The sequence below is a fragment of the Duganella fentianensis genome (assembly GCF_964031615.1).
Classification (GTDB): domain Bacteria; phylum Pseudomonadota; class Gammaproteobacteria; order Burkholderiales; family Burkholderiaceae_D; genus Rugamonas; species Rugamonas fentianensis_A.
The window spans coordinates 85,923-110,611 of the sequence record NZ_CAXIQN010000019.1 but is presented as its reverse complement, the minus strand read 5'-3'; the positions used below and the strand labels follow the sequence as shown (position 1 = coordinate 110,611).

The following is a 24,689-nucleotide window of genomic DNA, read 5'->3' as shown; positions in this document are numbered from 1 at the left end:
CCCGCATTAACTCCCGCCCAGCAGCTCCGACAGGCGTTTCTGCAAACCCGTGATTTCCTCGCGCAAAGCGGCATTTTTCTCGCGCAGCACGGCATTCTCGGCCCGCAGTTCTTCCACTTCCGTGGCCGGCCGGCCATAGCCGCCCTCGCCGCCCGCACTGCCAGCTTCGCGGCCTTCTTTCGGCTCTTTAGGTGGCCGTGCGGCCGCGCGCAGTTCGCGCACTTCCTTGGCCGCCTTCTGCAATTCCTTCTTGCCGCCTGCCACGGCAGCCAGCTGCTCTGCTTCCGGCAACGAGGCAACAGTGGCCGCCGCATTGATCGAAATAGTGCCAGAGCGCACCGCTTCCACCAGTTCCGGCGTGGCCGTCTTCTGGATCTTTTCGATCTGGCCGATGGTGGCGCTACTCAGACGGGCGGCACGGGCGATATCTTCACGCGAAGTCAAGGGCATGGCCGGCACCCGTACCTTGGCCGCTTCGCCTTCCGGCGGGGCGATGGCGGCATCTTCAGCCGCTGCCTGCGCCACCAGCTCGGCGGCACGGGCCGCCGTGATCTCTTTCTTGCGCAGCGCCAGCACGCCGCGCTGGTAGTCGGAGATGCTGCGTCGCCCCAGATTGTTGTCGATCATCCACAGTTTGACATCGTCCAGATTACGGAAACTGGTGTTTTCCGTGACCTTGAACGGGATGCCGTGCTGCTGGCAGATCTGGTAACGGTTATGCCCGTCCACCAGCACGTCCTGCCACAGTAGCAGCGCATCGCGGCAGCCTTCCTGCAGGATGCTCTGCTCCAGCGCGGTATATTCGGCCTGCGTCAGCGGTTCGATATAGCTGCGCAGGGTTTCGTTAATCTTGATTTGCATGGTCTGACTCCTGACTTCCTGACTACGGCTGCCCATTCAGGGCCGCCCATCCGCACGCCGACACGCGCGCGGACCGACCCGCATGCTACACCATCGCCACGCTGCATGGGTTGCAATTGTAAAAACCTTGGCGCATCATGCTCGTTCCTCAATTAAGGTTCTACTATGGTTAATTACATCATTCACGTTTCGTATGCCCAGCCAGCCGCCGACACCATCGAGCGCCTGACCGACGAACTGCGCAAATATCAGGTGGGCAGCGGCATCAAGGCCGAAGACGGTCGCGGCTATGTACTGCCAGCGGGCAACTACGTCTACCACGGCAAAGAAGCCATCAATGAAGTGCGCGACGCCATCTTCCGTATCGCTGACGAAGTCCACAGCGGCGGCGTCAAGATTCTGGTTTCCGAAGTCGCCACGGCCTCGTGGACCGGTCTGGAAGAACTGCCGGTACTGCCGGAAGAAGCCAACCAGCAGCCTGCCTGATCTTTCACTGTCACTGAATCGACAGTCGGTGCCACCCGGGCGCAAGCTGCGCCGGTGGCACGCCGGATGGCTTTTACTTGCATGAGAGAAGCTGCCGCAATGAAACTTTTGTTTACAATTTCGCTGGTACTTGCAGGTAAAATAAGGCGCAAGGAGACTCTACTGCTCCGCCTTATCGAGACCGCAACATGCCCCGACTCCGCATATTGTCGCTGTTCTGCCTGACGCTAGGCCATGCCGTTTCCGCCTGCGCCGCGCCGCCAGCCAGCTCCCCTGCCCGCTACGCCCCGATCCCCGTCGATGCCATCTATGCGCCCGTTCAGCCCAACGGCACGGCCGATGATGCGCTGGCCAGCGGCAAAGTGGAACGCACCGTGTTTCCCATGGCTGCGCGTGCCAGCAAGCCGTGGCGTCTGGCCTTCCTGTTCCCCCATATAAAAGACCCTTACTGGGTGGCCTGCAGTTCCGCCCTGATCAGCGAAGCGCGCCGGCTGGGCGTGGCCATCGACATCCTGCCGGCCGCCGGTTACGACGATCTGGCCGGCCAGTTGCAACTGATGGACGAGGCGATCGCAGCGCGTTATGACGCCATCGTTATCTCGCCCATCGCCATGACGGCCAATAATGCCTCGATTGCCAAGGCGCGCGCGGCCGGCATTCCCGTGTTCGAACTGGCCAACGACAGCCGCAGCGATGACCTGACGATCAAGATCACCACCTCGCTACGGGAAATGGGCCGTCAGGCCACCCGCTGGGTGCTCGACGATGCGCGCAAACGGGGCCTGAAAACTGTCAATCTGGGGCTGCTGCCGGGGCCGCTGGGTGCAGGCTGGGTCAAAGGCGAGGTCGATGGCACCCGCTATGCCGCCCAAGTCGCCGATCTGGAAGTGAACATCATCGATATCCGCTACGGCGATAGCGACGCTGCCGAGCAGGCCGAACTGGCCAGCCAGATGCTGAACCGCTACGGCAGCAAGCTCGATTACATCATCGGCTGCACCGGCTGCGCCCCCGCTGCCATCGCGCCGCTCAAGGCGGCCGGTCTGGCCAGCCGCATCAAGCTGGTGGCCTACGACCTGACAGGGGAAATTGCCGAAGCCATCCGTGGTGGCGAGATTGCTGCCGCTGCCGACACGCGCGCCGTCAGCCAGGCCAGAGTGGCCATCAACGCTGCCGTCAATGTGCTGGAAAAACGTCAGCCGCGCCTGCCCCACACGCTGTTGATCCAGCTCGGCATAGTCGATCAGCAAAATTTCACCCGCTATCCATTTGATAGCTCGATTGCGCCGGACAATTACAAGTTACAGCTCAAATTCGAACCAAATAAAATTTAATTTAACAAAATTCGCAAATTTCCCACACTAAAAACATTTAAAGTGTTTTTTGTGTGGAATTCGAATATACTTTCTCCATGGAATTAAATATTCCCCTCATGAAGTTGAATGGAGCAAGTAACCGCCATGACGACGCAGCTTACCCGCTATACCTCCGCGCGCAACGCCGCCGCAACGCCGCCTGAACATGCCCTGTTTGATGCGCTGGCCGCCAGCCGTGCCGTGTTACGCCTGAATCCCGATGGGCAGATCGAACTGATCAATACCGTGGCGCTGGAAGTGTTCGGCATCCGCGAAGAGCAAGCCTTGCACCAGCATGTCAGTACGTTGTTCGATCCTATCCATCACGCCGCCTTGAGCGCCCCCGAAGTATGGCGCAAGCTGGCCGGCGGCGAACGCCACGAAGGCGAATTCCGTCATGCCCGCGCCGATGCGGAAGAACACTGGCTGAAAGCCCTGTTCCTGCCGCTCGGTGAGCTGGGCACGCTGGTAATCATGACCGACATTACCGAAAGCCGCCGCATCCAGCTCGACATGAGCGGCAAGATTGCCGCCATCGAAAGGGCACTGGCCGTGGTGGAATTCGATCTGACCGGCAAAGTCCTGCGCGCTAATGACAACTTCCTGCGTGTGATGGGCTACAGTGCGGCCGAAGTGGTTGGTCAGCACCACAGCCTGTTCTGCACGGCCACCGATGCGGGCAGCCGCAATTATCAGGAAATCTGGCGTCGTCTGATCTCCGGCGAAATCCACGCGGGCGAATACCGCCGCGTCGACAAACAGGGTAACGATGTGTGGATACAGGCCAGCTACAACCCCATCCTCGATGCGGTCGGTAATCCCGTCAAAATCGTCAAATATGCCACCGATATCAGCGCTGCCAAACGCCAGACTAACGAGGCAGCCGGCCAGCTGGCTGCCATCAACCGTTCGCAGGCGCAGATCGAGTTCGATCTGGCTGGAAACATTCTTAGCGCCAATGCCAACTTCCTGCGCTGTGTCGGCTATACGCTGGAACAGATCGTGGGGCGTCACCACAGCATGTTCTGCCCGCCGGAACTGGTACAGTCGGCCGAATACCGCCATTTCTGGGCCGATCTGGGCGAGGGCCAGTTCAAGAGCGCGCGCTTCCACCGTATCGGCAACCATGGCGCCACCATCTGGCTGCAAGCCAGCTACAACCCCATCCTCGATCTGAACGGCAAGCCCTACAAGGTGGTGAAGTTCGCCACCGACATTACCCAGCAGGTGGAGCGGGAGGAAACCGTCAGCGGCAAGGTGGAAGCCATCAGCAAGATCATGCATGCGCTGGCCGACGATATCGATCACATCGCCATGAGCGCCGAACAGTCAAGCGGCATCGCCCAGCATACCGAACAGCAGGCACGTGAGGGCCGCACCCTGCTGGAAAAATCGCTGGCTTCGATCCATGAAATCCAGAAATCCTCGCAGGAAGTTCATGACATGGTGGGCGCCATCAGCGATATCGCCAGCCAGACCAATCTGCTGGCGTTCAATGCGGCAGTCGAAGCGGCACGGGCGGGCGAACATGGCCTCGGGTTCTCCGTGGTAGCCGATGAAGTACGCAAGCTGGCCGAGAAGTCGGCCCAGGTGGCACACGGCATTTCACGCCTGATTGACCAGAACGTACTGCGCGTCAGCGAAGGCGGCCGCATCAGCGATCAGGTCAGCATGGCACTCGACCAGATATTGCAGTCGGTACGCAATACCAGCGCCTCGATCGGCCAGATCGACAAAGCCACGACCCATCAGGTCGATGCCGGCCGCCACGTACAGGCGCTGCTGACAGAATTGCTGGCCGCCGCCACCCATCAGGCCTGATATGTCCCAGCCGCCAGCCCCTGATACCGCTACCTATGCCCTGCTCCAGCTAGGCGGCTGGCAGCTAGGCGTGGCCGCCACACTGGTGCGTCAGGCGCGCGCCTACGTCGAGCCAGCAGCACTGGACACTGCCGCACCGCAACTGGCAGGACGGCTGGTGTCTGGCCCGCAGCAGCTGGCCGCGCTCGATCTGGCACACTGGCTGCCGCAGGCGCAGGCCGCCAGCGCTGCTCAGGGCGGCTACCACGTGGTGCTCGAACACGCCGGCATCCAGCTGGCCATGCGGGTCGATCAGCTGGGTGGCTTGCGCGAACTGCCGCTATCGATAGTAGCTGCTGCATCGCCGCACAGCGACATGCCGCTACTGCGCTGCATCACGCTGGACGATGACAGCACCCTGCATCTGCTGGACGGTGAAGAACTGGCGCGTCAGGCCGGCAGCGCCATTGCCGCCGCCAGCCTGCAGGCAGACAGCGCCGCACTGCAGGATGGCGAGGAACTACGCCAGCTACCGCCTATGGGCGTGTTCCAGCTCGATGGCCAGCGTTACGCCCTGCCTGCTGCCCTGATCCATGAAGTCATCAGCTGCCCGCCCATGACGACACCGTTCCTGTGGGGCGGTCCGTTGCGCGGGGTAACTGAATGGCGCGGCCAGCACGTCTATCTGCTGGCGCCGCAACAGCTGGGTTCCAGCCAGAGCACGGCTGCCATGCTGGCTGTGGTGGGCGACCAGCATGGCTATCTGGGCCTGCCGATCGATGCGGCGCTGACCTTGCGGCGCTTCCGCCTTGACCAGCTCAGCGGTGCCGACGATGGCCAGCTATATGCCGGTCTGATTGTCGACGATCAAGAGCGCCCTATCCGCCTGCTCGATAGTGCAGCCCTGCTGCGACTGATTCCCCATACGTCGCGCAGCACCCGCCAGCAGGAGGGCGATAGTGCACAGCAGCGTTCGCGCGAAGCCTATCTGGTCTGCCGCGCCGGCATCCGTCTGGCGATTCCCATCCGGCTGGTCGAACAGGTGTGCGTACTGCCAGCCGATTTTTCCTCCGCCGGCGCGACTGCCGATGGCAGCAGTGGTAGCATTACATGGCGTGACCAGACCCTGCCGCTACATCAGCTAGGCGCCGCGCCCACCCGCCTGCTGGTGATCTGCCACGGCGGCCGGATGCTGGGCCTGCTGGTTGATGCCGTGGAAACCCTGCTGCCTGCCCTGAGTGCCAGCCAGCCGCGCGCGATCTGTGTGGCGGGCCGGGCGTTCCGTGTGATCAGCACGCGCCACGCCAGCTACACGCTGTTCGAACCACAGCAACTGGACTACTTCAGCACCCATTAACTCACCGCGACACGACGCTTACATGTTTAAAAAGATCACCGTCAGTCAGGCCCAGGTTGGCATGTATGTGCATAAAGTCTGTGGCACCTGGCTGGATAACCCGTTCTGGACAGCCTCGTTTGCCCTGAAAACCCCCGGCGATCTGAAAAAACTGCAAAGCAGCACGGCACGCGAAGTCTACATCGACACTAGCCGGGGTATCGACGTGGTGCCGGACGACGCCGCTGCCAGCGTGCAGCAGGATGCCGGCAGCACGGCTGCCAGCGCTGCCAGTCCGCTCAATGTGCAGGGTACGCCGGCCGATTTCCGCTTCAAGGTGGAAGCACCTACCAGCACCAGCGATGAACTGAAGCGGGCCAAGCGCATCCTCAAGACATCCCGTCTGGCCGTCGATGAAATGTTCAACGACGCCCGCATGGGCAAGCTGATCGATACCGGTACGGCGGTCGCAGTCGCTGACGAAATCGCCGCGTCCGTGCTGCGCAATCCGGGTGCACTGATCAGTCTGGTCCGGCTGAAGAAAATCGACGATTACACCTATATGCATTCGGTGGCTGTGTGCGCCATGATGGTGGCACTGGGGCGTCAGATCAATCTGCCCGATCACGAAGTGCGCGACTGCGGACTGGCCGGCCTGCTGCACGATGTGGGCAAGATGGCGATCCCGATCGAGATTCTCAACAAGCCGGGGCGCCTGACGGAGAGCGAATACAGCACCATACAGGGCCACCCGCGCGCCGGTTTCGAACTGCTGGCCCAGACCGACAGCGTGCCCGCAGTGGCGCGTGATGTCTGCCTGCACCACCACGAGCGCATCGACGGCAAAGGCTATCCCGATGCGCTGCCGGGCGACCAGATCAGCCTGCAGGCACGCATGGGTGCCATCTGCGACGTGTACGATGCGATCACCTCCAACCGGCCCTACAAGCAGGGCTGGTCGCCCGTGACGTCGCTGGCACGCATGACGGAATGGAGCAAGGAAGGCCAGTTCGACACCCAGCTGTTTGCCGCCTTCGTGCGCTGCATCGGCATCTACCCGATCGGCACGCTGGTGCGGCTGAAAAGTGACCGGCTGGCGGTGGTGCTGGACAACCGCAAATCGCTACTGACCCCGATAGTACGGGTCATGTATTCGCTCAAGTCCATGGTTTACCTGCCGCCGGAAACGCTCGATCTGTCGCTGCCGGGCATACCGGAAGCGATCATATCGAGCGAGGAAGAAGCCACCTGGGGCATCGTCGACTGCGGCCGTTTCATGGCCGACTGAGCCCCCGCCGCGACAGGCGCTCAGGCCAGTTCTGGGTGGCGCTGCAAGTATTGCTGATGGATAGCATCCAGCCGCTTGAGTTCCGCAATCGGAATTTCGAACACTTCATGCACACGCAGCATCAGTTCCGCACTGACGCCCGTACGGCCGTGGCGTATCTTGCTCAGACTGGACGGCGCCAGTTGCAGCGCGCGGCTCAGTTCCGCATCGTTCTTGAGTTGCTGACGCAACAGCACATGGTCTAGCAGGGTGTGAGGTCGGGCATCAGCGGCCAGACCAAGGTAGCGTTGGGCGTTCATACGGGGCTCCCGATATCGGCAAGTTCATGCGCCTGATAGGCGTGCTGGATGGCCAGCAAGGCATCCACGTCGGCCAGCAGCGCGGCTACGCAGAGCGGGTCAAACTGGCTGCCGGAACCATCGCGCATGTACTCGATGGCACGCTGCAGATCCCAGCCCGCTTTGTATGGGCGGGTGGAGGTCAGCGCATCGAACACATCGGCCACGGCAACGATGCGGCCATACAGGGGGATGGCATCGCCCGCCAGACCGCGCGGGTAACCGCTGCCGTCGTAGCGCTCGTGATGGCTGAGGGCAATGATGGCGCCTACCTGTAGCAGCGGCGATTCGCTGCCCGCCAGAATGCTGGCACCGATTTCTGTGTGGCGCCGCATCACTTCGATTTCATCTTCCGTCAGCGGCCCCGGTTTGAGCAGGATGGCATCAGGTATCCCTACCTTGCCGATATCGTGCATGGGCGCGGCATCGCGGATCAGATCGCAGCGGGCTTCGTTCAGCCCCAGATTTTCTGCCGTCAGACGGGCATAGGCCGCCATGCGCAGCAGGTGGCCGCCCGTCTCCGGATCGCGGTATTCGGCCGCGCGTGACAGCCGGCAGATCGCTTCGTGCTCGCGCGCCACCACATCAGCCGTGGCTTTGCGTACGGCATGGGTCAGCCAGTCGGCCCGTTCAGCCAGTTGCAACTGGGCGCGCCGCAAGGCCAGCAGATTACCCACGCGGGCATTCAGTTCGGCGTGGTTGACGGGTTTGGTGAGGAAATCATTGGCGCTCAGGCGCAGCGCTTCGTGGCGCACCGCAATCTCGGTATCGGCCGTCACCATCACGACCGGCACTTCCTGCTTGCCGGGCAGCGCGCGGAAGCGGCGCAAAAATTCTAGGCCATCCAGTTCCGGCATCATGTAATCGACCAGCACCAGATCAGGCGTGTGCTGCTCGCACCATGCCAGCGCTGCCACCGGATCGGCCATGGGCCGGGCCACCACCGTGTCCAGCATGCTCAGCATGTGACAGAACAGTTCCAGATTGAGCTTGTTGTCGTCGACGATCAATACATTCATGGCACATCCCCTGAGCTGGCGAACACTGCAAATAAACCGATAAAATCAATTATACCGATTTTCACACAAAAGTGTGTTTTATTGCTAGAATTGGTTTAAATCTGCTGTATGGGGAATGTTGCAAATGAAAAACACGAGTCGGGCCAGTGCGGTGTGCACCACACAGCGCGCGGCCAGCATATTGGGCATTTCGGTTTCCTCCGTCCAGCGGTTAGTGGAGGCTGGTGCCATCAGCGCATGGAAAACCCGTGGCGGACACCGCCGGCTGCCGCTGGCGGAAGTGCTGGCTTACAAAGCCCAGCCGGGCAACCAGTTGCTGGAACCCGCAGATCCCGAGCATTTGCGCATTCTGATGATAGAGGGCGAGGCCGAGCGGCGCGAGCAGTTCCAGCGTCGCTATAGCCACTGGCATCTGCCGGCCACGCTGGAGTTTTCCAGCAATATCTATCTGGCCATGCTGGAACTGGCACGACGCCAGCCCGATATTTTGCTCGTCGATCTGGAAAACAACCGCATCAATGGCAGCGCCCTGCTGAATACTCTCGTGGGCGATCCCAAACTGTGGACCATGCACATCGTGCTGCTGTCGGAGCAGGATGCGGCCACGCTGGCCGCGCGCGGCGTATTACCGAAAGGCACGGTATTTTTCGGCCGCACGGTGCGTGCCGACGAATTGCGCGACTATCTGCAGGCGCGCTGCGCGCTACAACTACGGCATGCGGCAACAGCCATCTCCACTACCGAACCTGCCGCTGGCGACACTGAACTGAACATCGAAGTACAGGCCTGAAATGCAACACGGGCATGCCTGAGCATGCCCGTGTTGCACGGCAGTGCATGCTGGTCGTAGGGTTTATTCGCGTTCCAGCGGGCAGGTATTAAAGCCCAGTATGGTGTACAGCGGGCAGTATCCGATGGCGCCAGTCAGCAGCGGCACCACCCCGATATAACCCCACGCACCGACATTGCCGCTCGCTGCCAGACCGATCAGCGCCAACCCAGCCACCACGCGCGCCGCGCGATCCAGCGAACCTTCATTCTTCTTCATTTTCTAGCTCCTGTAGTGATTTACTGCCTACGCCGCGTAGGCCTTGGTACAACGCCCGATGACAACGATCAGGTTGATGTCGGGCTACATCAGCCTGTACTTCTCCCTTGCATGAAACAAGCCTACTGTTGCTTGTCTTGGACACAATTAAATACTTTCTACATCATACCGCGCTAGCCCTGCCCAGATGGTTCCGCTCAGCGTATATTCTTGCCTGAGCAAACAGAACAGGGTTAGGAGTAGTTTGAGCATGGAAAGCATCACCGTGGTGTATCTGCAAGGTGAAAACCGACGTTCATGTCCTGAACAAGGCGTCCTGATGAAGGACTACACCTGCAGCGATGACGCTTTAAACGCTCCCGTACCGGAAGGCTATGCACTGGCCTTTTTTCAGGACGGGAAAGACCGCTTCCTGTTCAGCCGTCCGCTCGGATGGAAAAAAATCACCCGGGGCGATACTTCCGAACCGCAAGCCCTCCCCCACGACCACTGATCTGTTCCAGATCAAGCAGTAAATTCTTCGTAGGCTTTCAGCGCATGGGTGGCGTACATCATCGATGGGCCACCGCCCATGTACACGGCCGTTGCCAGCACCTCTTCCAGTTCGGCGCGGGTGGTACCCAGCTTGACCAGCGCCTGCACATGAAAGCCGATGCAGTCATCGCAACGGCAGGCGATCGCAATCCCCAGCGCAACCAGTTCGCGGGTCTTCTTGTCCAGCGCACCTTCCTTGGTACCGGCCGCCGCCAGCTGGCTGAAGGCCGTCATCAGATCAGGCTGGGACTGGCGCAGGTCGCGCATTTTGCCCGATACTTGTTTGGTCAGTTCTTTATATTCCGGCATGCCACTCATATATCCTCCGATTCAATTTACTAGAAGATATTATATCGCAGAATATATTGATGTGCGCAAGTGCCCGCTTTTTTCTACTACCTGCCGGTCTTAGTCCGTCCGCGCCAGCGAACGCTTCAATTCCGTCATTTGCTGCGCCAGTGCGATCAGGTCGGCACTGCTTTGGGCGGCCTGCTCGAACATCTGCCCTTCCTCTTCCTCGACGTGATGGTCGACCTGCTCGGACAGCACCTTGATACGCGCATCGTAGAGTTCATCGTCGGGGTCCAGCGCTTCGATCTGCTCAATCAGGTCCTTGGCAGCGGCATGCTCCACCAGTGCCTCATCCATCAGATCATCATCATCGATGGCTTCGCGTATGGCCGGATAGAAGATTTCTTCTTCTAGCCGGGTATGCACGCGCAGCGCCGCGCAGATGCGCTCAGCCAGCCTCTTCTTGCTGACTTTGGAACGGTCACTGAGTGCTTCGAAATCGGCAAACAGTTGCTTGACCTGCGCGTGATCCGCCTTGAGTAAGGCCAGCGCATTCTGAGTTGAGTGTTGCATATCGCCTCCCTGAACAATGTGTAGGAGGGCCGATCTTAGTAGCGCTCGCCGGCGCACACTGTGAGCGCACCCACACAGCGGGCCAAGGAAATTTGATCAGGAACAGATCCGCCGGACTGGACCGCTGACCAAGCTGACCACGGCGCCAGTGGGCACGTCTATAATGCGGCTACCGTATAACTTGAGTAACACCCATGCAAACCTTCCCTCTGGCCGGCTGGATCCGCGTTCTGCTGGCCCTCGCAGCAATCAGCACCCTTATCGTCAAAAAAGTCTGGGATTTCTCCAGCCCGATGGACGCGGCTGCAGGTGTGCTACTCGCGCTGATTTATGCACTACCCGCATGGCAGGGTGAAGTGCGAGGCTACTCGTGGGGCACAAGGCTCCTCATCGGCAGTACATTTATCTGGATCGGCAGTCTGGTGTTTATGCTGTTGCACTAAACGGCGCGTGCTATCGGCCTGCTAGGCTGTCCCGCGCTGCATGGCAGCGCGCAACTGCAACAAGCCCGACAGCGCCGGTACAGCCAGCCCCACATCGCCCGCTCTGACCACTGCTGACTCATCGGGATTGAGGCGTATCAGGGGAACACCGAGCTGCTCGCCAAAACGCCGCACCGTCGGGATGGCCGTACCGGCACCGATTTCCAGCACCACCGTGCGACTGGCGCGGGCCAGCCAGCGATCCAGCCTTTGCAGCTGCCGTTCGACCGCATCGCCATCCCAGCCCCCATCGCTGAACATCAGAATATTCGGCCGGGCTAGCCCCTGACAGGCAGGACAACGAGGCAGCGCCGACAGCAGCAGACAGCTGTCACTATCTACCTGCGGATCGATACTTTGCGCCGGCCATGGCGCATGGCCGCAGCCATCCAGACATTGCAAGGTATGGATGCTGCCATGACATTCGGCCACCTGCACCGCGCTAAAGCCGGCCTTCTGGAAGTGGCCATCCACATTGCTGGTAAAGACAAAGCCGCCATGCGGCATGCTGCCAGCCATGTCGCGCAGGATAGCGAAGCCCGCATGAGGGGCTGTACGGCGGTATAGCTGTAGCCGGTGGCCATAAAAGCCCCACGCCAGTTCGGGCCGCTCGCGAAAAGCGCGCGGGCTGGCGATCTCATAGAAATTCAGCCCATACCGCCCCAGTGCCGGATAGGCGCGCCAGAACCCCTGCTCGCCACGGAAGTCCGGCATACCGGAGTCGATAGACATACCCGCACCGGCGGTGATCAGTAGGCTATCAGCCTGCATCAGCAACGCTGCGGCCTTATCGTAGTCGGCGCGCTGCGGCGCTGCGATCTGATTCATCTGGTCCGGTATCCTGTAGAGACAGTTGTCGCTATGGCAGTTATCCAAGCTTCATGGCATAATGCCGGGCTATGTTGCTCCGATGGTGAAATTGGTAGACACTGCAGACTTAAAATCTGCCGCCGCGAGGCGTGCCGGTTCGATTCCGGCTCGGAGCACCACCTTAAGAATATCAGAATGCATCAAATCGTCTCACATACTCTCAAAACCCGCATGCTATCTAGGCAGAGCGGGTTTTTTGTTATGTTGGCGCATCTCAATTTATCTCATCCCATCTCAAGAGTCTGACGGTATCGGTGACGGTATCGCCAATTCGCTCGAACTAGATACCGTCATTTCGACAGATTTCTAGAACTACATCGGACTACATTCCAGTCATTTCGACTGGCGTGGAGAAATGCTCCGTTGGCGAAAGCAAAAGAGGATGGGATTTATGGCTTTAACTGATACCTTCGTTCGTCAAGTCAAACACAATTGCGACACGGCCAGTAATAAACACGCTGATGGTCAAGGCATGTATTTACTTGTAAGTGCTGCTGGGAAGTATTGGCGGTTTGATTATCGATTTAATGGGAAGCGTAAGACCGCCGCACTCGGGAAATATCCAGAGGTCAGTCTTGCGAAAGCTCGGCAGCGTCGTCTGGAAATGCGTGAACTGCTCGCGGAGGGCATTGATCCATCCGCCGACAAGCGCGAGAAGATGCGAGATAGCAAAGAGAAAGAACGTCAGACGTTTAATGCTATTGCCCGTGAATGGCTTGAAAAAACCAAGGCGCAGAGAGCAGAAACGACCCAAATCAAGGTAAATGATTGGCTGACCCGCAATCTGTTCCCTTACATTGGCGCAATGCCTATTTCACAAATCAAGCCACGGGATGTGCTTCTAGCACTGGAGCGCATGGAAGCTCGCGGCGCGATTGAGTCTGCGCACAGGGTAAAACAACTCTGCGGGCAAGTGTTTCGCTATGCCGTAGCTGTTGGCCTCGCAGAACGCGACGTAACTGCTGACCTCAGGGGCGCCCTAGCTGCGATCCCCCGCAGCCATTATGCCGCCATCACCGAACCAATTGAGGTCGCCAAACTCTTGCGTGCTATCCACGGTTACATGGGACATCCATACGCCACCGCCGCGTTGAAACTGTCGCCGCTATTCTTCGTTCGGCCGGGTGAGCTGCGCAGCGCGGAGTGGCAAGAGTTCGACCTTGCAGCAGGCGAATGGCGCATCCCCGGTTCCAAAATGAAGATGAAGAACGACCACGTCGTGCCGCTGGCAACCCAAGCGATCGCAATCTTGAAGAGCCTCCACGCCATGACCGGCCACGGCAAGTACGTATTCCCCAGCATTCGCACCGAGGACCGCTACATGAGTGAAAACACGGTCAACGCCTGCTTGCGTAGCATGGGTTTCGGGAAAGAAGTCATGACCGCGCACGGATTCCGCGCGATGGCCCGCACCATCCTTGATGAAGTGCTAGAGGAACGAGTGGACCTTATCGAACACCAGCTCGCGCATGCGGTCAAAGACGCCAATGGCCGCGCCTACAACCGCACCGCTCACCTCCCGGCGCGCCGCACCATGATGCAAAGATGGGCTGACTATCTGGACTCGCTGCGCCTTGGGAATAGTTGAGACGACAAAAAGACCGAAAGAATTTTATGACCTATATGAAAAAAGTAGGACGCACTGCGCATGAGTTTCTGCGCGATCAAGCGAAAAAAATTGCAGACAGCTACCGTCCGGTATTTGAATGCACTGAGGAGTCATACTGTCCGAATCCGGATGACAACCCTGAAGATCAAATATTCATTAGTCACCGCCATGCTTTGGGTTGTCTACTTGGTGAATTGGAAGCCTTTGCACAGCATGGCGAGTTCACCCTTCGGATTGACATGAAAAAGTTTGATATGCGGGAAAAAGCGAGGATGCTAAACGCCAACGGGTGGCGGCGCGTCGATATGAACCGTTCCGGGATTTTGAGAGGCGCCGTGGTGTGAGTCATACCGGGATGGCTTGACTCGAAAGTTGACGATAGTAGTTCATTTCGGCTTCAGCCGGTGGAATATGGCCGATGGGCTCCAGCAGCCGGTGATGGTTAAACCAGCAGACCCACTCCAGTGTGGCCAATTCGACGGTTTCACGGGTCTTCCAAGGAGCACGGCGATGAATCAGCTCGGCCTTGTACAAGCCATTGATGGTCTCGGCCAGGGCATTATCGTAGCTGTCACCTTTGCTGCCCACCGACGGCTCGATGCCGGCTTCGGCCAGGCGCTCACTGTATTTGATCGATACGTATTGCGAGCCTCTGTCGTTATGGTGAATCAGGGTTTCGTCGCGTTCTGGCTGGCGTGCGTACAGGGCTTGTTCCAAGGCGTCCAGCACGAAATCGGTACGCATCGAGCTGCTCACGCGCCAGCCGACGATGCGCCGTGCAAAGACGTCGATCACGAAGGCTACGTACACGAAGTCCTGCCAGGTCGAGACATACGTGAAGTCACTGACCCAAAGCTGGTTTGGACGGTCGGCGCGGAACTGACGATTCACCCGATCCAATGGACATGGCGCAGCGGTATCACCAATCGTGGTGCGCACAACCTTACCTCGGATGACGCCGCGCAAGCCCTCACGGCGCATCAGGCGCTCAACTGTGCAGCGAGCGACTTCGATTTGCTCCCGCCGCAGCTGGCGCCAAACCTTTTCAGCGCCATAGACTTGGAAATTGGCTTGCCACACGCGATGAATGTGAGTCCTCAACGTGTCGTCACGCTTGGCGCGTGCGCAGCGCAATTCAGGATTGCGGCGCTGTGCAGCATGGCGCCAGTAGTTCGATGGAGCGACCTGCAGCACTCTGCAAATCGGCTCGGCTCCGTATGCAGCGCGATGCTGTTCGATGAAAGCCATCAGGACTTGAAGCGGCGGTCGAGCTCCGCCTGGGCGAAAAAAGCGCTCGCAAGACGCAGAATCTCGTTGGCCTTGCGAAGCTCTTTAACTTCGCGTTCCAGTGCCCTCATGCGCTCTTGTTCTGCTGTGGTGGCTCCTTCGCGCTGGCCAGTATCGCGCTCGTGCTGGCGCACCCAGCGCCGCAGGGTCTCCGCGGTACAACCAATCTTGGCCGCCACCGACTCAATGGCCGCCCACTGCGACTCATGCTGCGAAGCCGATTCCTCGACCATGCGCACGGCGCGCTCCATCACTTCTGGGGAAAATTTGGGGGATTTACGTTTCATAGCTCCATTCTCTCAAATGTTGGAGCCTCCCAGATTTCCGGAACGGTTCAGAGAGTGGGCTGAAGTGAGTAACTGAAGTAGGATAAAGATTACCAACACATATCAAAGTGTCAGAGTAACTATATTCGCACAATTGGAGGTATCTTTGTGTCCGTTGAATTTACCTAGTGCGTTTTACAATTTCCACCGCAATCGGCAGAATAATGTATCAGAATATTGCTGGTCTCTTAGCCTTGGTATATGTGGGCACATATTGGCCCGTCTGCACAGAAAACGCTCCCGAATTTTTCCGAATTAAAAAATTAAACGCAGATCAGCCATTGACTGTTTCAGTTGCCTTAGCTCGACCAGGAATGAACTTGCGACAAAGCCGTTCAAGATTTGCCACTGGGAATTCTTCTTATTCACTGTATAGCGGAACACCATACTGGGCGAGTTAATTTCATCTTGGACACCCTTAGGCATGCTGCTTAATATTTCATCAAAGTCAAAAGGAAAGTCGCAGTTATATTCAGGCTCAGGGTAAAGTAAACGATACTCTATCAATAGTTCGCGTATACTATGACTAAAATCTTTTACAACTTTTGACGAGTTCCGTTTTAAAATTTCTGCCTTCAGAAATAATTCTGTCCCATGGGCAGCCAAAAACAGTGCAACACTAGCATCAGGCCATGAGCTGTCAGCATTTTTCTGTACTGCGGAAGTTTGAAGTACGGCAGCATCGACATATGCCTCGGCCATATTAAAAAATTGTTCGGCTTGTGATAGGCTCCGAATTTCATTGTCCGTGATCATCTTGTTCGTCATTTGCGCTCCAGATTACATTGACAAGGCGAAGCATTTTCTTAGAGTTAGGCTGCTTCTCAGCAAATTATTTTGGATCAGTGGAGCAACGATGTGATTAAGGCGTAATTCTGGCTCCACCTAGGTGCACCCCTGTCTGATTATCTCACTTGAAGTTACGTTGCAGAATCGTGATTATTCAAGTTGAGCCAATCCCAATATATCGATCCTTATTTTGATAAAAATATTGTTATCGATATATAGCAGGCGTATAGAAAACCTAAATCTTAATATGCAGAAGCAGCGGCCCACATACGCGCTCGGCATCAGTGCTCAATTCACGAAATGCCGAGGCTGGGTGTTGATCATTACGGCATTCGTGCACTTAGCTAGATAGGGTAGGTATAAAAATATACTTCAATCATTGTGGCGATTACCTCGCAATACTCGCTGCATCTATTCCCCATTCCCAAAAACCCTCCAGCAATTAATTCTTGAGAAAGAATCCTCTAAAATATAATCAACCGATCCTTAGGCGAATGGAAGTGCCAAGAATACCAAGCCCAACTAACAGCATGATGTAGTTCTCTGGCTCGGGGATCGGTGACGTCGGGTCAGATGCAAGTGTCCATGTCGATGCGGTGTAATTGGGGAATACAGACATATCTATGGGTGGGAATCCGATTGCTCCTGTATATCCGTACCCCTCTCTAGGAAAAAATACCGATCCAGCAATGCTATTAAAGATTCCACCGTTGTACCCACCAACGCCTGGGCTATAGACTAATACCACACACTCTCTTACCCAATAAATACAACCGTTAATGTTGTGATTTGCAAAGTAGTTGGCACCTAGAGTCTCAAAAATTAATTTTGCAGCATCGTTTGCCTCATTAATATCATTGAACATCACATTATGATTGTTTGCTGCCATCACTTCTTTAGATATATCTGAAAAACTTACGTTATATGCAACTCCATTTAATGTCAAGTCTGAGATTTTCGATAAATATCCATTGCTGCCATAGTGCAACTCCGTGGAGGCGCTTGCTGCTGAAATCGTAAGCAGACTAACTAGACTTGCGGCAAGGATTGAAGCAATTTTCATGATCTACCTTTTAAAGTGATTACAATTTTCAATATTTATATGGCCAAACAATTTGGCGCGAAATTCCTAATGAATCAACGAATGATTTCGCGTAGCAGTTTTTTCAACTGCACGCTTACATGTATCCAGTGATTGAATTATAAAGCATATTAATGCATACTTGGCAACAATTATGCAAATAGACAAATTCTGCTCTCTACTCAGCCTAGGTTTAGTTAAATCATAAATTCTAAGTGTTTAAAAACGACCGTTTTCTAACACCATGGCTCATGCCTGTTTTTGGCTGTTGATAAAATAGCACTTAAACATATCAACATGTTAATTTATATTTATACCGTTTTCCAACCCTATATGGGCGCGGTATGGCGATCTTTGGATATGGGCGTGTATCAACGGTAGAGCAGACCGCAGAGAATCAGCGGCATGAAATCGAACAGGCTGGTTACAAGATCGAATACTGGTATGCCGATACTGTAAGCTGCAAGGCGCACGCCGCACAGCGCAAACACTTCGGAATTTTGCTGGGCAAGCTGCGTGCGAAGGATACGTTGGTGGTATCGAGACTAGATCGCCTATGCTATGGCGCGATGCGCCCGACGTATTGGCAACCATTAAAACCCTTGGCGCTCTTCGGGTCGAAGTGGTGGTGCTTCAACTCGACAAGCTGGATCTGACTTCGCCAGCAGGTAAGCTGATGCTTGCCATGCTGGCTGCCGTAGCATAGATGGAGCGTGACCTGATTGTGGAACGCACGCAGGCTGGCCTGGCAAGGGCGAAGGCTGAAGGCAAGACGCTCGGTAGGGCGGCTAAAACAACGTCTGAGCAGCGCAAGGCGATGCTTGCAACCTACCAGCGCAAGGAGAGCGTAAGCGCGCTGGCGAGGCTGTACGGGGTTTCTAGGGCTACAGTCTTGTCTATGGTGCAATATAATTGACTATGCCCACGCCGAAATGTTGCGTACTTCCAGCAATTTGACGACATGGTATTACGCAAAATCCTGCGGGAAGTGCGCAACAGGGAGCATTGTGTGCAACATTTACGCGGTGGGTGTTTCAAGCTGCGAGATCGCATGGGAGGGCTTCTAGGTGTCGAAGTGCCCGAACGTCAACTTGGGCTTAACGCAAGTGTTATCGGTGTATTTAGCAAAGAGGGGAGCGCGAATTACCGGCATTTTCTACGTCAGAGTTATTGCCGCGCATTAGGGGAGGAACACCGACATTGCGCGACTGGTTTTGCTGAAGAAATATCTAATCCAGTTGCACTTATTAACGGCACTTTTGCCATTGCGCTATGGTTTGCCGCGTAAGTTTGTTAGTGCGTCAGCCTGTGTCACGGAACTTGGCTTTGCATGTGAACGAGCAAGCCTAAAAAGGGCACTGAACCGCTAGCGTTCCATATCGTTCGCAAAATCCTGGGTAAAAATCAACAGCGGACTTTACTCGTGATTATTCGAGAGTATTTGACTCACTTCCGCTGCTATAATAAAAATAGAAAATATTGCAATATTTGTTGCACCAGATCCACATTTTCCGCTTGCCACCACTGGACGGGCAAGCATGATTTTCATCAAGTCCTAATAATCAATAAAAAGGGAAATCTCGTCGTGAAAAGTATATCTTCTATCTTTGCCGCTCTCACATTGAGTTTCGCATCGTCGGCGATGGCTCAAAATATTGTGCAAAACCCAGGGTTTGAGGAGGGATATACCGGATGGAATGTTAGTGGCTTTAGCATCGGGGATATAGGGGCAGGTTATGCGCACTCCGGTACTTGGCTCGCTTTAACTGGCTGTATTACAAAGTACTGCGTCTATGCTCCAGCTACTGGGGCGTATATTGCACAAACCTTAAACACCACTGCCGGAACGTCCTACAGCCTTAGTTTCTTGGTATCCGAAAATGGCGGCCCAACCAGTGAGATGTCAATCTACTGGAATGGTGCGCTAGTGGCAGATGTCATAAACCCAGCTAATAATACATGGCCAGGCCATTGGGTTCAGTTCAACTATACTAATTTGGTGGCGACAAGTAAGTCAACCGTACTTGAAATCCATGGTCGGCAAGACCCCTCACTAATCTTATTTGATGACATCTCCGTCACGGCTGCGGTGCCAGAACCAAGTAGCTACGCCATGTTGATGGCTGGCTTGGGTGCACTCTCCCTCATAGCAAAACGCCGCCGCAGTTTAGTTTGCAATGAAATACTGGTGAGTGCCTATTGAACTCTCGGCTATCAGAGGAAACCAGACAATGGAACGATGCTAAGAGCACGAACAAGCGCGCTTTATCAAATGGAAGCATACGCCAGCCGTGTGCGCTATCGCGCCAGTCTTGGCCTACCTGTTCCACCGCCCGAACGGCGGCAAACGTGATGCCATCACTGGCGGGCAAATGCGCACTGGAAGGCGTCTGGTACCGCAGCCCCGCCCCCCCCCCCGGGGGGGGCAAGGTCGGGGTGGCGGTCTATAGCCTTAATTCGGTCAATTCCTCAAAAATTTTCGCCATAGGAAAAGTAAAAATTTTTCGGCGACAACCATGATCGAATTGATTCTGGCGATTGACTATATGGTTTTCAACAACCGAACCATATCAGTGCTAGTCATCCTCGACATCCTTACCGTTTTCAACGCATCCATGTTCACCATGCTCGCCGTCAAGCTCGCCAGTATCTACCGACAAGGCCGACGAATCGAAATCGCAATTGCTAAGGCAAAGGCATCCTTTAGTGAATAGAGTGGGTAATTGATTGAGTAGTAGCACCATCGCCAGCATCTTGGTCTTTATATCGCTGCCGAAATTTCAATATCCGTTTTGCCCCAGCATTTTTAACTCTGGGTCTTTGGCCAATGCCCAGCCCATAATTTTATTGCCACGTTCGCCGATTTGATCCGGTGTTCCCGCAGTCAGAATCTGGACTGCGTCATCGAAGGCACCCATTTGCCGCCGCAATTCAGCACACTCAACAATACCACTGTCGGCTTGGCAGTGCAGTTCGACCATGCGCTGCATGTTCTCCTTCACTTTAGCATCAAGAGCCAGTGGCGGTAACGGGGCACGCTCGCCATTGGCGTATATGCGGCCTCGGTCATTAGCAAGCCACCATATTCGGCGGCGTATGTATAGTTCACGCGCGTTGTCCGAGTGGTGAAGCGAATTTAACGCCCCGCACAGATCATGATATCCAAGGGTCTTATCATATTCGGCAGCACGCCAATCCGCTGGGGCCGCGTCCCAGTCACGTTGGGTGTGAAGGTTGCCGTGCTCATCGCCGGACTATTGAATTATCTTTTGCATCAACCAGCCCATTGGCTCCTGCTGTAACGGCCTCTTCGGCAAGACGCCAGTTGGTTGAAGGTCTTCTTCCCAGTGCACAGCCGGACAGCAGGGGCAGCGGATTAAAGGTGAGCGGGACGGTAGACGAGAAAAGGTCGCATCACCGTCCGACCAGAACGTTACGCCGTATGTATTCATCGAGCGAAGGCGCTTGCGCAGAACAAGGCCCTGGCATGCAGGGCACTGGTAGACGGCAGGGTTCGCGTAGCTAGTCATACTTAAAAATAGTAGTCTCAACTACGAATTTATTGCGCTTTTTTTCATTTTCGCTTTTTTCAATAATGCGTAGATTATTTTCGACATGTAAACCACAGACAATTGGGCTTCTCAGTGGTATTACGTGATCAACGTTTCGCTGAATTCCATCTTGTAGGGTTAGCCGTCGAGCCTCTTGATAGATTGCATTCATAGCGTCAAAATCTGCCCAACTAGGTGTGGCCCGTGATTCAGCATAGCGCCTTGTGATATTCCACTGTTTCTTCTTTGCCGGCTCACGCAAGCGCTGTTCGCGGGCCTTTTCTTTCCAATAATTCAGCCAATATTCCTTGTCCTCTTCAATGTACCTCTTGTGCCTTGCAATTTCGCTTTCACGTGTTTGCGGGTTTGCCCAACGAATCTTGTCATATTGACGACTATCCCGAAACTCTTTCATACACACTCTGCAGTAAACCTGCACCCCATCACAGCGATTCTTATGGCGCGCGAAGGCGAGCAAGGGTTTCTCGATATTGCAGTGTTTGCAGACTTTTGAATTCGATACTTTACTTTTGTTAAGGGGCGGACAGTTTGGGTTTGGCGTGGGAGCTTGGTCGCAATTCTGCTTCTTCCGCCTGAGCTGCGGATTCTTAATATAACGTGCCCTGTCACGGGCACGAATTTTTTCTGGATTGATCAATCGTTCTAGCCTCTTGGCTTCGCGATGACGTTCAGGATCCTTCCAATACCGATCAACGGCCTGCGCCCTGAGTTGCTCTCCTTTTTCTGCATATCGCCGCGCGTCATTTTCGCGACCACATTCAATGCATACCCCATTGTGCGTGTGGCGTTGTGCGACATGGCCGCGTGCGCATGGCCGTGATGTGAAGTACAGTTTTAAGCCGACACGTCTTGCCTCTTTTTGCGATATTGGTAGGTAATTTACATTCGTCATAGCAACTTCCTCCGTTATACGGTTCATGTGTGGTGGCGGCAAGCAATAGTGAGCGCTGTTGCCGCCGCGAGGCAAGAGTTCGGGCGACGCGGCAGGGCGCGACTTTGGCGGTCGGCCCTTGTCTACTTTGCGGCCAGCTTTGATGCTAAGGACTCCTTAGTGTGGGGTCAACGAAATACTCAGGTTATCTTAGCCTTTAAGGGCTATGAATGTCGGTCTTCTCCAATAGATTAAAAGAAGCGCGCACCCGCGCTGGGTTATCACAGGAACGGCTCGGCGTGTTGGCAGGCATCGATGAAATGTCATCGAGCGCACGGATGAACCAATACGAGAAAGCGAGGCACGAACCGGATTTCACCATGGTCGAGCGAATAGCCAAGGCACTGAACGTACCTGAGTCCTACTTCTATGCAGCCGAAGACGAAGCAGCATGGCTGCTGGCAACCTTTCATCGCCTACCGCGCAGCGAACGCGACAGAGTGATGCAATTTGCTCGCGAAGTAGCCGGTGAATCGGATGTGGTTCCATGGCCTTCCATTGCCATGCTACACTTTAGCCAATGCGATGGGTTTGGACAGATTTAGACACGCAGCGATTTGACGGTATTTTTGACGGTATGCAGACAGCCAGCCTGACATAAAAGCAGGATTTTATGCGGCATACAAGGCACTATTCGATTCCGGCTCGGGAGCACCATTCCCCTTTCTTTCCTCCGCATTCCCCTGCTACTTCCTGATTGCATCGCCAGCAAGGTGGCACTGTGCTCGCGTCAGCCAGTCCGCAAACCGCCACCGACATACAGCCCGTCGATCACCTCCAGCATCGCCGCTGGCACACGGGCACGCAGTTCGGCCAAGTAGTCCGCCGGTATGCCCCACAACATTTCCGCCACGGGACCGGCGATGGCGCACTGGGTATCCGAGTCGCCACCCAGCGCCACCACCTTGCGCATGCAGTCCTCAAATGAAGTCGACAGCAAGGCGCAGGTAAGCGCCTCCGGCACCGAAGGCAGCGCCAGTTCGGAATGGCGGCACTCACGCTGCACCTGTTCGTATGGCCGCGACAAATCGTAACCGTAACACTGTTCCAGCGCATCGCGTATCTGCGCCGGACTAGCCTGCTGGCGTGCCAGCCAGATAGCGTGAGCAGTCGCCAGCGCCGCGTTCAGGCCTATCGGATCGTCATGAGTGACCACTGTGACCTGCGTTGCCAACTGCAGCACCTGCTCCAGCGTCGTGCCCAGCATGGCAGCGGGCGACACCCGCATCGCACCACCATTGCCTGCGCTGCCGTACGGTTCGTCATCGGGATTGTTCAGCCAGACCCAGAAAATCGCCCCGTAGCCACCACGCTGCGGCTTGTAGCGCTGCGCCCACGCCCGCATGGCGCTGGCCGGATCCGTGTCGTGCAGCAATGCATCTGCCACCGCTGCCGTCATAATGCTGTCGTCCGTATAACCGCAGGCAGGCGAGAATAGCTCGAACTGCTCGTGCTTGATGCGGTTGAATTCCCACGGCGAACCGATCAGATCTCCCAGCAATGCTCCGTACATAGGCGTCCTTGTAGTCCAGTTGGTAAATTCAGGCCTCGGGCGGACCCACTCGATGTTTGTGCACGGCCACAGTCTGCGCGCGATAAATGCCGCTGTGGCCAGAACACAGATAGGCCATCACACAGGCCAGCGCTGCAAACGGGCCGATCTGCGGGCCAAACAGTTCGATCGCCATGATGGTGGAGGCTAGCGGCGTATTCGCGGCACCGGCAAACACGGCGACAAAGCCCAGCGCGGCCAGCATGCCAAACGGCAGATGTAGCAGCGGCGCCAGTGCATTGCCCAGCGTGGCGCCGATAAAGAACAGCGGCGTCACTTCGCCGCCCTTGTAACCGCTGCCCAGCGAGACGACGGTGAACACCAGTTTGCCCAAGCTATCCCACCACGGCAGTGGATGCTGGAACGCTTCCAGCATCACGGGGATACCCAGCCCGATATAACGCTGTCCCAGCGCGGCGACGGCCAGCGCCAGCACGATGCCGCCCACCGCCGCACGCAGCGGCGCATATGGCAGCCAGCGCTTGAGCAGTGCCGTCAGCGCATGGGTGCTACTGGCAAACAGCAGCGCAACGAGGCCAAAGACCAGGCCCGCCACCAGCACGGCCAGCAGACTCCACATACTGATCGGGGCAAGCGCGCCAGCGGCATAATGGCTGTGCTGTATGCCCCACGCCATGCCAACCTGATCGGCCAGTATGGCCGCCAGCATACAGGGCAAGATGGCGTCGTAGCGCAGCCGCCCGATGGCCAGCACTTCCAGCGCAAAAATGGCACCGGCCAGCGGCGTGCCGAACACGGAAGCGAAGCCGGCGGCGATGCCGGCCATCAGCACGATGCGGCGCTCTTCATGGCGCAGACGGAACAGATGGGTCAGCTGATCGGCCAGCGAACCACCCATCTGCACGGCCGTGCCTTCGCGTCCCACCGAAGCGCCGAACAGATGGGAGATCACGGTGGCTACAAGCACCAGCGGCGCCATGCGCAGCGGCACCACCTTGCGCGGATCATGGATTTCATCGATCAGCAGATTATTACCCGCCTCGACCTGCTTGCCCACTTTCAGATATGCCCAGCTGACTAGCGCGCCGGCCACGGGCAGCAGCCAGATCAGCCATGGATAGCTTACATGGGTGGCGGTGGCATGCTCCAGCGCCCACAGGAACAGCGCCGAAGCACTGCCGCTGGCCAGCGCAACCAGCGCAGCAATAGCCGTCCATTTCGCCAGATAAGGCAGCAGGTGCAGTGCGGTGAGTGGGGGGCGGGAGGTCATGGATTTTGCATACTAGCAAAATCCTATCGA

At 56.4% G+C, this 24,689-nt stretch carries 29 protein-coding genes, 1 tRNA gene, 1 pseudogene and 1 other annotated feature; of the genes and pseudogenes, 17 read left to right on the top strand and 14 right to left on the bottom strand.

Features of this window, described 5'->3' with window-relative positions; translation table 11 throughout:
- Positions 1–6 precede the first annotated feature (6 nt).
- Positions 7–861 (bottom strand): hypothetical protein, encoded by an 855-nt coding sequence (locus ABNT42_RS13205; protein ID WP_348697633.1) that lies wholly within the window; start codon positions 859–861, stop codon positions 7–9.
- 165 nt (positions 862–1,026) lie between these two features.
- Between ABNT42_RS13205 and ABNT42_RS13200 the strand changes: the two genes are divergently transcribed.
- The 5 genes from ABNT42_RS13200 (at position 1,027) to ABNT42_RS13180 (ending at position 7,126) form a co-directional block, all read left to right on the top strand.
- Entirely contained in the window at positions 1,027–1,347 is a 321-nt protein-coding gene (locus tag ABNT42_RS13200) for a hypothetical protein (RefSeq protein ID WP_348697631.1), read from the top strand.
- A 188-nt stretch (positions 1,348–1,535) separates the two neighbouring features.
- Entirely contained in the window at positions 1,536–2,681 is a 1,146-nt protein-coding gene (gene torT / locus ABNT42_RS13195) for a TMAO reductase system periplasmic protein TorT (RefSeq protein WP_348697629.1), read from the top strand.
- 108 nt (positions 2,682–2,789) lie between these two features.
- On the top strand, positions 2,790–4,523 hold the full coding sequence (locus ABNT42_RS13190; RefSeq protein WP_348697627.1) for a PAS domain-containing methyl-accepting chemotaxis protein: 1,734 nt from the start codon (positions 2,790–2,792) through the stop codon (positions 4,521–4,523).
- Between the two features lies 1 nt (position 4,524).
- Entirely contained in the window at positions 4,525–5,859 is a 1,335-nt protein-coding gene (locus tag ABNT42_RS13185) for a chemotaxis protein CheW (RefSeq protein ID WP_348697625.1), read from the top strand.
- 22 nt (positions 5,860–5,881) lie between these two features.
- Positions 5,882–7,126, top strand: a complete 1,245-nt coding sequence (locus ABNT42_RS13180) for an HD-GYP domain-containing protein (protein ID WP_348697623.1) — start codon at positions 5,882–5,884, stop codon at positions 7,124–7,126.
- A 20-nt stretch (positions 7,127–7,146) separates the two neighbouring features.
- Here ABNT42_RS13180 and ABNT42_RS13175 read toward each other — a convergent pair whose 3' ends face one another.
- Together ABNT42_RS13175 and ABNT42_RS13170 are read right to left on the bottom strand one after the other, a co-directional pair.
- A complete protein-coding gene (locus tag ABNT42_RS13175) occupies positions 7,147–7,425 on the bottom strand; it encodes a helix-turn-helix domain-containing protein (protein WP_348697621.1) in 279 nt (92 codons plus the stop codon).
- Positions 7,422–8,483 carry an HD domain-containing phosphohydrolase gene (locus tag ABNT42_RS13170; RefSeq protein ID WP_348697619.1) on the bottom strand — a complete coding sequence of 354 codons (1,062 nt, stop codon included), beginning with the start codon at positions 8,481–8,483 and terminating at the stop codon, positions 7,422–7,424. The genes ABNT42_RS13175 and ABNT42_RS13170 overlap by 4 nt, the downstream gene beginning before the upstream one ends.
- 124 nt (positions 8,484–8,607) lie before the next feature.
- On the opposite strand from ABNT42_RS13170, the gene ABNT42_RS13165 reads away from it, so the two are divergent.
- On the top strand, positions 8,608–9,273 hold the full coding sequence (locus ABNT42_RS13165; protein WP_348697617.1) for a helix-turn-helix domain-containing protein: 666 nt from the start codon (positions 8,608–8,610) through the stop codon (positions 9,271–9,273).
- Between the two features lie 63 nt (positions 9,274–9,336).
- Here ABNT42_RS13165 and ABNT42_RS13160 read toward each other — a convergent pair whose 3' ends face one another.
- Positions 9,337–9,531: a DUF2892 domain-containing protein gene (locus ABNT42_RS13160; protein WP_348697616.1), complete on the bottom strand. Its 195-nt coding sequence runs from the start codon at positions 9,529–9,531 to the stop codon at positions 9,337–9,339.
- A 250-nt stretch (positions 9,532–9,781) separates the two neighbouring features.
- Here ABNT42_RS13160 and ABNT42_RS13155 point away from each other — a divergent pair, with 250 nt between their 5' ends.
- On the top strand, positions 9,782–10,024 hold the full coding sequence (locus tag ABNT42_RS13155; protein ID WP_348697614.1) for a hypothetical protein: 243 nt from the start codon (positions 9,782–9,784) through the stop codon (positions 10,022–10,024).
- A gap of 11 nt (positions 10,025–10,035) precedes the next feature.
- On the opposite strand, the gene ABNT42_RS13150 is transcribed toward ABNT42_RS13155, so the two are convergent.
- Both ABNT42_RS13150 and ABNT42_RS13145 read right to left on the bottom strand, forming a co-directional pair.
- Positions 10,036–10,383, bottom strand: coding sequence for a carboxymuconolactone decarboxylase family protein (locus tag ABNT42_RS13150; protein ID WP_348697612.1), 348 nt, complete (start codon positions 10,381–10,383; stop codon positions 10,036–10,038).
- Between the two features lie 90 nt (positions 10,384–10,473).
- Positions 10,474–10,929, bottom strand: a complete 456-nt coding sequence (locus ABNT42_RS13145; protein ID WP_348697611.1) for a hemerythrin domain-containing protein — start codon at positions 10,927–10,929, stop codon at positions 10,474–10,476.
- Positions 10,930–11,123: 194 nt separating this feature from the next.
- Here ABNT42_RS13145 and ABNT42_RS13140 point away from each other — a divergent pair, with 194 nt between their 5' ends.
- Positions 11,124–11,372, top strand: a complete 249-nt coding sequence (locus ABNT42_RS13140) for a hypothetical protein (RefSeq protein WP_348697609.1) — start codon at positions 11,124–11,126, stop codon at positions 11,370–11,372.
- A gap of 21 nt (positions 11,373–11,393) precedes the next feature.
- Here ABNT42_RS13140 and ABNT42_RS13135 read toward each other — a convergent pair whose 3' ends face one another.
- Positions 11,394–12,239, bottom strand: coding sequence for a Sir2 family NAD-dependent protein deacetylase (locus ABNT42_RS13135; RefSeq protein ID WP_348697607.1), 846 nt, complete (start codon positions 12,237–12,239; stop codon positions 11,394–11,396).
- A 76-nt stretch (positions 12,240–12,315) separates the two neighbouring features.
- Here ABNT42_RS13135 and ABNT42_RS13130 point away from each other — a divergent pair.
- The 3 genes from ABNT42_RS13130 to ABNT42_RS13120 all read left to right on the top strand — a co-directional run bounded on the left by ABNT42_RS13130 (position 12,316) and on the right by ABNT42_RS13120 (position 14,234).
- Positions 12,316–12,400, top strand: a tRNA-Leu gene (locus ABNT42_RS13130).
- 272 nt (positions 12,401–12,672) lie between these two features.
- On the top strand, positions 12,673–13,869 hold the full coding sequence (locus tag ABNT42_RS13125; RefSeq protein ID WP_348697605.1) for an integrase arm-type DNA-binding domain-containing protein: 1,197 nt from the start codon (positions 12,673–12,675) through the stop codon (positions 13,867–13,869).
- Between the two features lie 26 nt (positions 13,870–13,895).
- Positions 13,896–14,234, top strand: a complete 339-nt coding sequence (locus ABNT42_RS13120) for a hypothetical protein (protein WP_348697604.1) — start codon at positions 13,896–13,898, stop codon at positions 14,232–14,234.
- A 1-nt stretch (position 14,235) separates the two neighbouring features.
- Here ABNT42_RS13120 and ABNT42_RS13115 read toward each other — a convergent pair.
- The 3 genes from ABNT42_RS13115 to ABNT42_RS13105 form a co-directional block, all read right to left on the bottom strand.
- Positions 14,236–15,464 (bottom strand): IS3 family transposase gene (locus tag ABNT42_RS13115; RefSeq protein WP_348697602.1). Its coding sequence is split into 2 segments (ribosomal slippage): positions 14,236–15,173 and positions 15,173–15,464, totalling 1,230 coding nucleotides; the frame shifts between segments, so codons are not numbered across the junction.
- Positions 15,067–15,183, bottom strand: a sequence feature (AL1L pseudoknot). It overlaps the preceding gene by 117 nt.
- 294 nt (positions 15,465–15,758) lie before the next feature.
- Complete coding sequence (locus tag ABNT42_RS13110; protein ID WP_348697601.1) at positions 15,759–16,271, bottom strand: hypothetical protein; 513 nt, start codon at positions 16,269–16,271, stop codon at positions 15,759–15,761.
- A 496-nt stretch (positions 16,272–16,767) separates the two neighbouring features.
- Positions 16,768–17,355, bottom strand: coding sequence for a PEP-CTERM sorting domain-containing protein (locus ABNT42_RS13105; RefSeq protein WP_348697599.1), 588 nt, complete (start codon positions 17,353–17,355; stop codon positions 16,768–16,770).
- A 362-nt stretch (positions 17,356–17,717) separates the two neighbouring features.
- Here ABNT42_RS13105 and ABNT42_RS13100 point away from each other — a divergent pair.
- The 5 genes and pseudogenes from ABNT42_RS13100 to ABNT42_RS13080 form a co-directional block, all read left to right on the top strand.
- Positions 17,718–17,870: pseudogene (locus ABNT42_RS13100) on the top strand (recombinase family protein); the annotation flags it as partial.
- 59 nt (positions 17,871–17,929) lie between these two features.
- Entirely contained in the window at positions 17,930–18,079 is a 150-nt protein-coding gene (locus ABNT42_RS13095) for a recombinase family protein (protein ID WP_348697597.1), read from the top strand.
- 255 nt (positions 18,080–18,334) lie between these two features.
- The gene (locus ABNT42_RS13090; protein ID WP_348697596.1) at positions 18,335–18,661 is read left to right on the top strand and encodes a hypothetical protein; all 327 of its coding nucleotides are present in this window, start codon (positions 18,335–18,337) and stop codon (positions 18,659–18,661) included.
- 153 nt (positions 18,662–18,814) lie between these two features.
- Positions 18,815–19,576, top strand: a complete 762-nt coding sequence (locus ABNT42_RS13085; RefSeq protein ID WP_348697594.1) for a PEP-CTERM sorting domain-containing protein — start codon at positions 18,815–18,817, stop codon at positions 19,574–19,576.
- A gap of 313 nt (positions 19,577–19,889) precedes the next feature.
- Positions 19,890–20,087, top strand: coding sequence for a hypothetical protein (locus ABNT42_RS13080; RefSeq protein ID WP_348697591.1), 198 nt, complete (start codon positions 19,890–19,892; stop codon positions 20,085–20,087).
- Positions 20,088–20,153: 66 nt separating this feature from the next.
- On the opposite strand, the gene ABNT42_RS13075 is transcribed toward ABNT42_RS13080, so the two are convergent.
- Together ABNT42_RS13075 and ABNT42_RS13070 are read right to left on the bottom strand one after the other, a co-directional pair.
- Positions 20,154–20,363, bottom strand: a complete 210-nt coding sequence (locus ABNT42_RS13075) for a hypothetical protein (RefSeq protein WP_348697590.1) — start codon at positions 20,361–20,363, stop codon at positions 20,154–20,156.
- Between the two features lie 532 nt (positions 20,364–20,895).
- The gene (locus ABNT42_RS13070; RefSeq protein WP_348697588.1) at positions 20,896–21,837 is read right to left on the bottom strand and encodes a hypothetical protein; all 942 of its coding nucleotides are present in this window, start codon (positions 21,835–21,837) and stop codon (positions 20,896–20,898) included.
- Between the two features lie 209 nt (positions 21,838–22,046).
- Between ABNT42_RS13070 and ABNT42_RS13065 the strand changes: the two genes are divergently transcribed.
- Positions 22,047–22,421: a helix-turn-helix transcriptional regulator gene (locus ABNT42_RS13065; protein ID WP_348697587.1), complete on the top strand. Its 375-nt coding sequence runs from the start codon at positions 22,047–22,049 to the stop codon at positions 22,419–22,421.
- 185 nt (positions 22,422–22,606) lie between these two features.
- Here ABNT42_RS13065 and ABNT42_RS13060 read toward each other — a convergent pair whose 3' ends face one another.
- Positions 22,607–23,389 (bottom strand): ADP-ribosylglycohydrolase family protein, encoded by a 783-nt coding sequence (locus tag ABNT42_RS13060; protein ID WP_348697585.1) that lies wholly within the window; start codon positions 23,387–23,389, stop codon positions 22,607–22,609.
- Between the two features lie 28 nt (positions 23,390–23,417).
- Complete coding sequence (locus ABNT42_RS13055; RefSeq protein WP_348697583.1) at positions 23,418–24,659, bottom strand: voltage-gated chloride channel family protein; 1,242 nt, start codon at positions 24,657–24,659, stop codon at positions 23,418–23,420.
- Positions 24,660–24,689 lie beyond the last annotated feature (30 nt).

Excerpts from the sequence above, each read along its gene's own strand:
- ABNT42_RS13185 (WP_348697625.1), top strand. The coding sequence starts at position 4,525 with ATGTCCCAGCCGCCAGCCCCTGATACCGCTACCTATGCCCTGCTCCAG.
- ABNT42_RS13165 (WP_348697617.1), top strand. The coding sequence starts at position 8,608 with ATGAAAAACACGAGTCGGGCCAGTGCGGTGTGCACCACACAGCGCGCG.
- ABNT42_RS13110 (WP_348697601.1), bottom strand. The coding sequence starts at position 16,271 with ATGACGAACAAGATGATCACGGACAATGAAATTCGGAGCCTATCACAA.
- ABNT42_RS13190 (WP_348697627.1), top strand. The coding sequence starts at position 2,790 with ATGGAGCAAGTAACCGCCATGACGACGCAGCTTACCCGCTATACCTCC.
- ABNT42_RS13140 (WP_348697609.1), top strand. The coding sequence starts at position 11,124 with ATGCAAACCTTCCCTCTGGCCGGCTGGATCCGCGTTCTGCTGGCCCTC.
- ABNT42_RS13120 (WP_348697604.1), top strand. The coding sequence starts at position 13,896 with ATGACCTATATGAAAAAAGTAGGACGCACTGCGCATGAGTTTCTGCGC.
- ABNT42_RS13160 (WP_348697616.1), bottom strand. The coding sequence starts at position 9,531 with ATGAAGAAGAATGAAGGTTCGCTGGATCGCGCGGCGCGCGTGGTGGCT.
- ABNT42_RS13125 (WP_348697605.1), top strand. The coding sequence starts at position 12,673 with ATGGCTTTAACTGATACCTTCGTTCGTCAAGTCAAACACAATTGCGAC.
- ABNT42_RS13060 (WP_348697585.1), bottom strand. The coding sequence starts at position 23,389 with ATGTACGGAGCATTGCTGGGAGATCTGATCGGTTCGCCGTGGGAATTC.
- ABNT42_RS13075 (WP_348697590.1), bottom strand. The coding sequence starts at position 20,363 with ATGCAGCGCATGGTCGAACTGCACTGCCAAGCCGACAGTGGTATTGTT.
- ABNT42_RS13080 (WP_348697591.1), top strand. The coding sequence starts at position 19,890 with ATGATCGAATTGATTCTGGCGATTGACTATATGGTTTTCAACAACCGA.
- ABNT42_RS13090 (WP_348697596.1), top strand. The coding sequence starts at position 18,335 with ATGGTATTACGCAAAATCCTGCGGGAAGTGCGCAACAGGGAGCATTGT.
- ABNT42_RS13055 (WP_348697583.1), bottom strand. The coding sequence starts at position 24,659 with ATGACCTCCCGCCCCCCACTCACCGCACTGCACCTGCTGCCTTATCTG.
- ABNT42_RS13170 (WP_348697619.1), bottom strand. The coding sequence starts at position 8,483 with ATGAATGTATTGATCGTCGACGACAACAAGCTCAATCTGGAACTGTTC.
- ABNT42_RS13175 (WP_348697621.1), bottom strand. The coding sequence starts at position 7,425 with ATGAACGCCCAACGCTACCTTGGTCTGGCCGCTGATGCCCGACCTCAC.
- ABNT42_RS13150 (WP_348697612.1), bottom strand. The coding sequence starts at position 10,383 with ATGAGTGGCATGCCGGAATATAAAGAACTGACCAAACAAGTATCGGGC.
- ABNT42_RS13105 (WP_348697599.1), bottom strand. The coding sequence starts at position 17,355 with ATGAAAATTGCTTCAATCCTTGCCGCAAGTCTAGTTAGTCTGCTTACG.
- ABNT42_RS13065 (WP_348697587.1), top strand. The coding sequence starts at position 22,047 with ATGTCGGTCTTCTCCAATAGATTAAAAGAAGCGCGCACCCGCGCTGGG.
- ABNT42_RS13180 (WP_348697623.1), top strand. The coding sequence starts at position 5,882 with ATGTTTAAAAAGATCACCGTCAGTCAGGCCCAGGTTGGCATGTATGTG.
- ABNT42_RS13155 (WP_348697614.1), top strand. The coding sequence starts at position 9,782 with ATGGAAAGCATCACCGTGGTGTATCTGCAAGGTGAAAACCGACGTTCA.
- ABNT42_RS13145 (WP_348697611.1), bottom strand. The coding sequence starts at position 10,929 with ATGCAACACTCAACTCAGAATGCGCTGGCCTTACTCAAGGCGGATCAC.
- ABNT42_RS13070 (WP_348697588.1), bottom strand. The coding sequence starts at position 21,837 with ATGACGAATGTAAATTACCTACCAATATCGCAAAAAGAGGCAAGACGT.
- ABNT42_RS13205 (WP_348697633.1), bottom strand. The coding sequence starts at position 861 with ATGCAAATCAAGATTAACGAAACCCTGCGCAGCTATATCGAACCGCTG.
- ABNT42_RS13095 (WP_348697597.1), top strand. The coding sequence starts at position 17,930 with ATGCTATGGCGCGATGCGCCCGACGTATTGGCAACCATTAAAACCCTT.
- ABNT42_RS13200 (WP_348697631.1), top strand. The coding sequence starts at position 1,027 with ATGGTTAATTACATCATTCACGTTTCGTATGCCCAGCCAGCCGCCGAC.
- ABNT42_RS13135 (WP_348697607.1), bottom strand. The coding sequence starts at position 12,239 with ATGAATCAGATCGCAGCGCCGCAGCGCGCCGACTACGATAAGGCCGCA.
- torT (WP_348697629.1), top strand. The coding sequence starts at position 1,536 with ATGCCCCGACTCCGCATATTGTCGCTGTTCTGCCTGACGCTAGGCCAT.